9 protein-coding genes are annotated in these 9386 nt (G+C 30.5%); all 9 read right to left on the minus strand.

Going from position 1 to position 9386, the window contains the following annotated elements; genetic code table 11:
• Window positions 1–120: 120 nt before the first annotated feature.
• The 9 genes from GXK56_RS27240 to aroB all read right to left on the minus strand — a co-directional run bounded on the left by GXK56_RS27240 (window position 121) and on the right by aroB (window position 9295).
• Window positions 121–954, minus strand: a complete 834-nt coding sequence (locus tag GXK56_RS27240) for a prephenate dehydrogenase (protein ID WP_160693408.1) — start codon at window positions 952–954, stop codon at window positions 121–123.
• Window positions 955–976: 22 nt separating this feature from the next.
• Entirely contained in the window at window positions 977–1990 is a 1014-nt protein-coding gene (aroF, locus tag GXK56_RS27245) for a 3-deoxy-7-phosphoheptulonate synthase (RefSeq protein ID WP_160693410.1), read from the minus strand.
• 291 nt (window positions 1991–2281) lie between these two features.
• Window positions 2282–2722, minus strand: coding sequence for a type II 3-dehydroquinate dehydratase (aroQ, locus tag GXK56_RS27250; RefSeq protein ID WP_160693412.1), 441 nt, complete (start codon window positions 2720–2722; stop codon window positions 2282–2284).
• 124 nt (window positions 2723–2846) lie between these two features.
• On the minus strand, window positions 2847–3344 hold the full coding sequence (locus GXK56_RS27255; protein WP_160693414.1) for a shikimate kinase: 498 nt from the start codon (window positions 3342–3344) through the stop codon (window positions 2847–2849).
• Between the two features lie 9 nt (window positions 3345–3353).
• Window positions 3354–4166 carry a shikimate dehydrogenase gene (aroE, locus tag GXK56_RS27260; protein ID WP_160693416.1) on the minus strand — a complete coding sequence of 271 codons (813 nt, stop codon included), beginning with the start codon at window positions 4164–4166 and terminating at the stop codon, window positions 3354–3356.
• Window positions 4167–4333: 167 nt separating this feature from the next.
• On the minus strand, window positions 4334–5482 hold the full coding sequence (gene pheA / locus GXK56_RS27265) for a prephenate dehydratase (RefSeq protein ID WP_160693418.1): 1149 nt from the start codon (window positions 5480–5482) through the stop codon (window positions 4334–4336).
• Window positions 5483–5693: 211 nt separating this feature from the next.
• Window positions 5694–6767: a chorismate synthase gene (aroC, locus tag GXK56_RS27270; RefSeq protein ID WP_160693420.1), complete on the minus strand. Its 1074-nt coding sequence runs from the start codon at window positions 6765–6767 to the stop codon at window positions 5694–5696.
• Window positions 6745–8052, minus strand: coding sequence for a 3-phosphoshikimate 1-carboxyvinyltransferase (gene aroA / locus GXK56_RS27275; protein ID WP_160693422.1), 1308 nt, complete (start codon window positions 8050–8052; stop codon window positions 6745–6747). The genes aroC and aroA overlap by 23 nt, the downstream gene beginning before the upstream one ends.
• Window positions 8053–8242: 190 nt before the next feature.
• A complete protein-coding gene (gene aroB / locus GXK56_RS27280; RefSeq protein ID WP_160693424.1) occupies window positions 8243–9295 on the minus strand; it encodes a 3-dehydroquinate synthase in 1053 nt (350 codons plus the stop codon).
• Window positions 9296–9386 lie beyond the last annotated feature (91 nt).

The raw sequence follows: 9386 nt of genomic DNA on the forward strand, positions 1-9386 counted from the left end.
TTATTCATTATTTCTAAGAAGAAAATCAGAATACACAAAAATATTTACAGGCTCGAAAATCCTTTTGTTAATCCACAAAATTATTTTCTGCCTTTAATACTAAACTTAATTAACTTACAATTATAATTTTTCCCGTCTCTTAGTAGACTTAATAAAAATTTCTTTTAAAGATTCTTTATCATCATTTTTAATTGCATCTTTAATTTTATCTAATTCAATTTCAAAACTTTCTATGCTACGTAAAAGATTTTCTTTATTTCCTAGAAAAAGCTCACTCCAAAGATCTTCATTTATATTAGCTATTCTGGTTAAGTCTCTATAACTATCTCCAATAAAGCTTCCAGTATCTCTTCCTTCCTCATCGCTATTTACTAAGGCTACAGCTAATGAATGGGGCAATTGACTTGTAAAACCTATCATTTCATCATGATATTCTGGAGTTATTCTTTTAACTCTTTTAAAGCCAATTTGGTAAGCTAAATCTTCTATAAGTTTTAAATTTTGTTCTTTATTCCTAGCTACTGGAGTTATAATATAATTTGCTCCTTTGAAAACCTGGCTTGTTGCAAAGTCTATTCCCTTCTTTTCTCTTCCTGCCATTGGATGCCCAAAAACAAAGTCGATATTTTCAGGTAGAATTTTTACTATATCCTCAACAAATAGCTTCTTAATACCAGTAGCATCCGTTATTATTGCTCCATCTTTAAAGTTATCCCTGTTATCAATTATAAATTGTTTCACTAATCTAGGATACAAAGATATAATTATTAAATCAGCGCTTTTGACTATTTCTTGCCCATCTTTAAAGCCATCTTTAATTAATCCAAGCTTTTTTGCCTTTTCTAAAGATTCTTCGTTAATATCTATTCCATATACATCATCATACCCTGCGTCCTTTAAAGCCATGGTAAATGATCCTCCAATTACTCCAAGACCTACAACTACTATTTTCATAATTCATAGCCCCTCTTAAGAATTATATTTCTTTATCTTCTATTTTAGCTACAGCTTTAACTTTAGCCATTAATGCATCAAATTGATCTGGAGTAAGTGATTGTTGACCATCACTTAATGCATTTTCAGGGTCATTATGAACTTCTATCATAAGTCCATCAGCACCAGCTGTTATTGCAGCCTTTGCCATTGGTTCTACTAAATAAGCGTATCCTCCTGCATGACTTGGGTCAACAATTATCGGTAAGTGTGATAATCTCTTAACTACAGGAATTGCTTGTAAATCTAATGTATTTCTTGTAATAGTTTCATAAGTTCTTATTCCTCTTTCACAAAGAATTACATTTTCATTTCCACCAGCCATAATATATTCTGCTGACATAAGCCATTCTTCTATAGTTGAAGCCATACCTCTCTTTAATAAAACTGGTATTTTAGTCTTACCAACTTGCTTTAACAAGTCAAAATTTTGAGCATTTCTAGTTCCAATTTGAATCATATCTACTTCTTCTACAAAGGCATCTAAGTAATCTGTAGACATAAGTTCTGTTACTATTGGAAGCCCTGTTTCCTGCTTTGCTGTTTTTAATAGCTTTAATCCTTCAAGTTCTAATCCTTGGAAACTATATGGTGAAGTTCTTGGCTTAAAAGCCCCTCCTCTTAAGAAGTTAGCTCCTGCTGCCTTTACTCTCTTAGCAATTTCAACAATTTGTTCTTCGCTTTCAACGGAACATGGACCAGCCATTATTCCTAATCTTCCGCCACCAACTATTGATCCTTGAACATTAACTACTGTATCTTCAGGCTTGAATATTCTATTAGCCTTCTTAAAAGGTTCTTGAACCTTCATTACTCTATCAACACCTTTAAGTACTTGTAATTTTTTAGGATCTATTATAGATGTATCTCCTACAACACCTATTATGAAGTATGTATCTCCCTTAGAAAGATTAGTTTCTAAGCCTTTCGATTCCACTACTGCCTTTACCTTCATCACTTCTTCATTGCTTGCTTTTGGGTTCATAATAATTATCATTTTTCTTTCCTCCTGTACTCCTACTTTAAATTTTAGTTTTTTTTTGTTTTCACTACTATACTTCTATACTACTTGAATCAATTAACAATTAAAAATGTACAATTCATGCCCTTTAGGGTAGTCTGTGAACAATTTAGGATGAAATGCATTCTGGATTTCATTAAATATATTTTTTAAGAAATCCTGTAAGGAAAAGTGAGAGTCCAAATCTTGTATTTGATTTCTCGAACTTTCTCTTTGAGCTTCCTCCTTAATTGTTGATTGTTAATTGCTAATTGTTTATATCATAAACTATTTAGACATATTTTTCAATTCTAATGCCTTCATAGCTAGTATATACCCATCTTCACCAAAGCCGCACATTTGACCTATGCAGGCTGGTGCTGTTACAGATTTCTTTCTGAAATCTTCTCTTGCATGTACATTTGATAAATGCACTTCAACTGTATCGATATTAGTTCCTTTTATGGCATCATGAATAGCATAACTGTAATGTGTATATGCACCTGGATTTATTATTATCCCATCATAATTTTCAAAGTATGCCTTTTGGAGCTGATCAATTATTGCTCCTTCACAATTACTTTGAAATAACGTTATGTCATGACCTCTTTTTTTACCTTCTTCTTTAATATATTCACATATATCTTCAAAAGATTTTGTGCCATATATACCTTTTTCTCTAACTCCAACCATATTTAAGTTAGGTCCATTAATCACCATAATCTTCATTAACTATTCCTCTTTTCATTAATTATAATATGGAATTTTTAATTTATATTTTAAAGCAAATACAAAATATCACTACTATCTTTAGATACTAAATATATTGTAATTTAAATCTTATCTCATGTAATTAATTATCAATAATTTTTTTCACTTCATCTACTATATCTTTAAGGCTTTTATCATTTTTAACTATATTATCCGCCACTGATTTATATAATTCATAGCGCTCTTCATATAATTTAATCAATTTTTCTCTGCCATCCTTTAGCAAAGGTCTATTTGAAATATCAATATCATTTATAAGCTCTTCCAATGGTCTATCTATAAAAATAATATAAGCTGCTTCTTTTTTTAAGATATCAATATTTTCTCTTCTCTTTACTACTCCTCCACCAGAAGATATGAGTACATTACTCATTTTAGCTAGCTCCATACAAGCCTTACTTTCAAAATCCCTGAAATATTCTTCTCCATTTTCAAAAAGCTCAGGTATAGTTCTAGAAGTCATATTTTCAATATACTTATCCATATCAAAAAATTTAAGACTTAATTCTTTGCTTATCAACTTCCCAATTGTACTTTTGCCACATCCCGGCATACCTATAAGCACCACTTTATTTTTCATTTAAGCCTCCTATTTGAATTCATCTTGGAAAATGGAATAAAGTTCTTTCGTTACTTCATTATCAAGTGAAGTTTCCTGCCATATTTCTTCAGCTTTTATAGCTTGACCTACTAGCATTTCAATTCCACCAGCTATGTTTTTATTCAAAGATCTTCCCAATTTTAAAAACTTAGTTTCTTTCGGATTATAAATTATATCTATTAACGCATTAAAGTTATCTATTACCTCTTCATCTACAGGACTTTTCTCCATATGAGGATACATTCCTAAAGGAGTTGTATTTATTAATATACCTCCTTTTATATGAGCTATTTCATCATAAGTTTTACATTCAATTCTATTATCCTCATATCCTGATATTGCTAATGTTCTTCTTGATACCAAGTAAATCTTCTTAATTCCTTCATCTAGTAGATATGTAATTACCGCTTTAGCTGCTCCACCATTACCAAGCACCATAGCTATATTATCTTTAACTTCAACGCTATTATTTTTTATAATAGTTCCAAATCCAAAATAATCTGTATTATATCCATATAACTTTCCATCTTTCAAATAAATAGTATTTACTGCTCCTATTTTTTTAGCTTCATCAGAAACAAAGTCTAAATACTTCATTACCTCCTGCTTATAGGGAATAGTTACATTAACACCTTTTATTTTTAGTACTTTCAATGAATCTATAGCCTCACCTAATTCTTCCCTTTCAACTTCAAAAAGCTTATAAGCTCCTTCAATATTTAACCTTTGAAATAAGGTATTATGAATTTTAGGTGAAAGACTATGTGGCAATTTTTCTCCTATCAGTCCGTAAAACTCCATCTTACTATACACCACCCTTCTATTCAGTTAGCATTTCACAGTTATCAGTTGTATTTAACTTAATGGTCTTTTGACTATATTTTCATTACTTTCAGAAACATTCTAAGAATATTTCCATTTATTAAAAATCCTTTAGCTTTTGTTCATTAACTGCTAACTGTAAATTGTTAACTGTTAACTGTCTTCACGTATGTTCCTATTAATTTGAAATAAGCACTGCTTTGTTCTATTAATTTTAAAGCTGTTTTTACTTCTTGGTTTTCTACGTTTCCTTCAAAATCAACATATAAGAAATACTTCCAAGCTCCTTTTTCCATTGGTCTTGATTCAATTTTCATCATGTTAATATTATTTTCCGCGAAATGTCTTAATAATTTATATAAAGTACCTGCTTTATGTTCAAGTGAAAATACAACACTTACCTTATTGCAACTTGGATCTGTTTCAAGTTCTTTTGATATTATTATAAATCTTGTTGAATTATCACTCTTATTATTTATTTTCTCCTGAATAATCTCTAATCCATACATTCCAGCTGCTCTATTACTTGCAATAGCTGCTTTTGACGTATCCTTTAAATCACTGATAAATTTCGCGCTTGCAGCCGTACTATGGTAAGGAATAAGCTTCCAATCATTATGATTTTTCAAAAATTCAGTACTTTGCTCCATAGGCTGAGGATGAGAATATACCTCTTTAATAGTATCTAAAGTTGTTCCCTTAACACCAATTAAATTTTGATTTATCTTAATGCACTCTTCTCCAACTATATAAAATCCATACTTATATATAAGATCATAAACTTGAGAGATAGCACCTGTCGAAGAATTTTCTATTGGCACAACACCATATTTAATTTCGCCATTTTTAACAGCTAAAAATACTTCTTCAAATTCACCATATGCTCTAGAATCTTTCATTTCACCAAAATATTTTAGCATTGCTTCTTCACTAAAAGAACCTGGAACACCGTAATAACCAACTTTTCCTGTTTTTGATTTTTTCTCTTCTTTCAAGTCTGCTTTATTTTCAACTGTTTCTTCAGCTTCTATGATTTTTCTGCTTTGAAGCTCTCTTGATACTTCCATTAAAGATATAAAAAATTTTCTTGTCTCTTCAGCATAATCATCATTTTTTAAATATCCAATATTTTTTTCTATAACTTCATCTTCTCTATCTCTATTAAATATAGGCAAATTATTTTCCTTTTTATAATTTGCAATTTTAATAACTGTATCCATTCTTTCTTCAAAAAGTCTGGTTATTTCTTTATCTAATTCATCAATTTTACTTCTATAGTCATCTAAACCTGCCATTCTACACCCCCAAAATTACTTCAGTTCAAAGTTAAGAGTTTTGGATAAAACTCACAGAGAAAGTTCATGTTCCCAAATATAAAAGCTCTAAAGAGAAAGTTCTTCTAACCAAAAATAAAATTTGGACACTCACTTTTCCCTTTGGGATTTTTTATATATAATTTATTCAAGTTCCGAAGGAACTTATTTCTTAACTCTGCACTCTTAACTGTTAACTGATTAAATCAAGTATTCCTATTGCAGTTACCGCTTCTATTACTGGTACTGCTCTTTGTACTATACATGGATCATGTCTGCCTTCAATTATAAGTTCTGCTTCTTTATTTTCAGCAATGTCTATTGTTCTTTGCTTTTTAATGATTGATGGTGTTGGTTTCATTGCAACTTTAAAAAGTATTGGCATTCCATTTGTTATTCCACCTGTAATCCCACCATTATTATTTGTATAAGTCTTTACCTTATCACCCTCGTAATAATATTCATCATTACATTCTGAGCCCCTAAGCTTAGTCATTTCAAAGCCTTTTCCAAATTCTATACCTTTAACTGCTGGAACAGAAAACATTAAGTGAGCTAAAGTAGATTCAACTGAATCGAAAAATGGATTTCCTATTCCAGCATCAATTCCAAGTACAGTACATTCAATAGTTCCACCTGTTGAATCCTGCTCTTTTTTTGCTGCAAGAATTGTATTTCTCATTTCTTCTTCTTTTTCAGGAAGCAAAAGAGGTAATTCTTTAGTCTTTAATTCTTCTAAAAGTTCCTTACTTAATTCTACATCGAAAAAGCTCTTATCTTCAACATTTCCTATACTCTTAACATGAGCACCAATAACAATTCCTTTTTCAGCTAAAACTTGCTTACATACTGCTCCTGCAAATACTAATGGCGCTGTTATTCTTCCCGAAAAATGTCCGCCACCTCTATAATCATTAAAGCCATTATATCTAATAAATCCTGGATAATCTGCATGACCTGGTCTCATTAAATCTTTTAGCTTTCCATAATCTTTAGAATGCATATCTGCATTTCTGATTACTGCACAAAGAGGAGTTCCTGTAGTTCTTCCTTCAAAAAAACCACTTAAGATTTCTGGCTTATCCCCTTCTTTTCTTGCAGTTGATAAATTACTTTTTCCTGGCGCGCGTCTGGCCATTTCCTTCATAACTTCCTCTATATTTATTTCAACACCAGAAGGAAGTCCATCAATTGTAATTCCTATTCCTACTCCATGAGATTCTCCAAATATAGAAACCTTTAGTTTATTCCCCCACATTCCACTCATCAAATACACCTCCTAGATTTTTAAAATCCTCCCAAAATTGTGGATATGATTTCGAAACACATTCATAATCTTTAAGAACAATAGGTTCCTTACATACAGTAGAAGCTATAGCCAAAGTCATTGCAATTCTGTGGTCCTTATGGCTCCATACCTCAACTCCACCCTTAAGTTCTTTAACACCTTCAATTATTAGCCCATCTTCCTTTTCTGTAATCTTTGCACCTAATTTGTTAAGTTCAGAAGTCACTGCAGCCAGTCTATCGCATTCTTTAATTCTAAGCCTTCCAGCATTTATTACTTCTGTTGTACCTTCACAAAAAGCTGCTGCTAAAGAAACTACTGGAATTATGTCAGGGCATTGTGAACCATCAACAACAGTTGCTTTTAAGCTTCCAGCTACAGTTCCTATTAATCCATTATTTTTATTAATAATCTTTAAGCCCATTCTCTCTAAAATATCAATTACTTCTTTATCTCCTTGAAGTGAATCTAATTTTAAATCATTAAGTACTACACTATTGCCAACAGCATCTGCACAGAAGAAAAATGCTGATTGGGAGTAATCACCTTCAACTCTATAATCTCTGCTCTTATAAATTTGATTTCCCTTTATTATAAATTCTTCATAATTGTTATTTATAATTTCTATTCCAAAGTCTTTCATAGCACTTAAAGTTAAATCAATATATCCCTTTGATTCTAATTCAGTTGTTATGATGATTTTAGAATCTCCATCTACAAGAGGAAGCGTAAATAAAAGTCCTGTTATAAATTGCGAGCTAATATTACCTTTAACTTTAAAATCACCAGCTTTTAGTTTACCTTCAGTTTTTAAATCTAAAATTCCTTCTTTATAAGAATATTTTATACCTTGTTCATCAAATATGTTGTAGAAAGTATCTAATGGTCTTTTTCCCAAATTACCTCTTCCAACAAATCTATTTACACCATCAAATAACGCCGCTATTGGCACCAAAAATCTTAAAGTTGAACCTGATTCATTACAATCTATAGTTCTTTCACTTTTTAATTCATTAGCTTTAATATTTTCAGGACTTTTGATTCCACAAACCTCAAGATAATCCTCTTTTCTTGTGATTTTGGCACCTAATGATGACATAGCCTCAATAGTAGCAATAATATCATCAGAATAATCTATATTTGTAACCTTGCTTATCCCATCTCCAAGTGCTGCACAAATTACTGCTCTATGTGCCATACTTTTTGATGGAGGTATTTTTACTTCACCTGTTAATTTCTTTTGATAAATTTTATAGTTTCCCATTACACACCCCGCTAATTCAGTTAAGAACTAACAGTTAACAGTTAACAGTTAAGGAGAATTTCTAATAGATTTAATATTGTATTTATATTCGCCTAAAAATCTTTTCCTTGTAATGTTAAGTTATTAATTGTTAATTACTTATTACTTTTATTTTTATCGCTTGTAGTTTATTAATTTATTAGGATTTATATTAACAAAAAAACTTTACATCAGTTTTTTCTAAATATGATTCTCCTATATTTTTTAATAATACTACTTTAAGAACATTATCAATGTTTTTCTTATCTAAAGCTATAGTATCTAAAATTACTGAACTATCTTTAATTTCTACTTCATATGGAAGCTCATATTGAATTAATATTTCTTTAATCTTCTCTGCTACACCTTTTTCAGTAAGTCCTTTATTTTCTGCAATTTTGCTTATTTCGTACATACCTATTGCAACTGCTTCTCCATGAGTAAACTTTTTAAAATTATAATAAGTTTCTATAGCATGGCCTAGTGTATGACCGAAATTTAATAACATTCTTTCCCCAGTATCTTTTTCATCATTTTCCACAACACATTTTTTTATGAAACAACATTTGTGGATTATTTGTTCTATATTGTTCATAACTTCTGTTTTATTCTTCAAGCTCTTTAAGAAATCAAAAAACTCTTTATCTTTTATGCAACCATATTTTATAACTTCAGCCATTCCATCTCTAAAGAATCTTTCACTTAAAGTTTCTAAAACATTTGGATCTATTAAAACTAATTTAGGATGATAAAAGCTTCCAACTAAATTTTTTCCTCTTTCTAAGTCAACTGCAACTTTTCCCCCAACACTGCTGTCAACTTGTGCAAGTAATGATGTTGGCATTTGCACAAAATCTACTCCTCTTAAAAAAGTTGATGCAGCAAATCCTCCAAGATCCCCAATTACTCCTCCCCCTAAGGTTATAATCAAATCACTTCTTGTAAGTTTAAAGTCTAAAAGTTCATTATAAATTGAAGGAAGAATAGAGAAGGCTTTAGTCTCTTCACCTGGCTCTAAAGCCATTAATTTAACATCATATCCTGCATTAACTAGACTTGCATTAACTCTATTACCATAATGAGCTTCAACATTTTTATCTGTTAACACAAATATTTTTTTCCCTTTATAAATCTTTTTAATCTCCAAATTAATTTCATCAATTAATCCTTTTTTTATTATTATAGGATAGCTTCTTTCTCCTAAATCAACTATTAAATCTTCCATTAAAATTCCCCCTCTTTATTTTAATATTCTTATATAAAATCGAGTAGGAGCTAAATAATTATTTTATTTAGCGTCCTCTCACACCACCGTA

This window comes from Clostridium sp. C2-6-12 (assembly GCF_009928485.1).
Classification (GTDB): domain Bacteria; phylum Bacillota; class Clostridia; order Clostridiales; family Clostridiaceae; genus Clostridium.

Excerpts from the sequence above, each read along its gene's own strand:
- aroA (WP_160693422.1), bottom strand. The coding sequence starts at position 8,052 with ATGGGAAACTATAAAATTTATCAAAAGAAATTAACAGGTGAAGTAAAA.
- aroQ (WP_160693412.1), bottom strand. The coding sequence starts at position 2,722 with ATGAAGATTATGGTGATTAATGGACCTAACTTAAATATGGTTGGAGTT.
- pheA (WP_160693418.1), bottom strand. The coding sequence starts at position 5,482 with ATGGCAGGTTTAGATGACTATAGAAGTAAAATTGATGAATTAGATAAA.
- aroE (WP_160693416.1), bottom strand. The coding sequence starts at position 4,166 with ATGGAGTTTTACGGACTGATAGGAGAAAAATTGCCACATAGTCTTTCA.
- GXK56_RS27255 (WP_160693414.1), bottom strand. The coding sequence starts at position 3,344 with ATGAAAAATAAAGTGGTGCTTATAGGTATGCCGGGATGTGGCAAAAGT.
- aroF (WP_160693410.1), bottom strand. The coding sequence starts at position 1,990 with ATGATAATTATTATGAACCCAAAAGCAAGCAATGAAGAAGTGATGAAG.
- GXK56_RS27240 (WP_160693408.1), bottom strand. The coding sequence starts at position 954 with ATGAAAATAGTAGTTGTAGGTCTTGGAGTAATTGGAGGATCATTTACC.
- aroB (WP_160693424.1), bottom strand. The coding sequence starts at position 9,295 with ATGGAAGATTTAATAGTTGATTTAGGAGAAAGAAGCTATCCTATAATA.
- aroC (WP_160693420.1), bottom strand. The coding sequence starts at position 6,767 with ATGAGTGGAATGTGGGGGAATAAACTAAAGGTTTCTATATTTGGAGAA.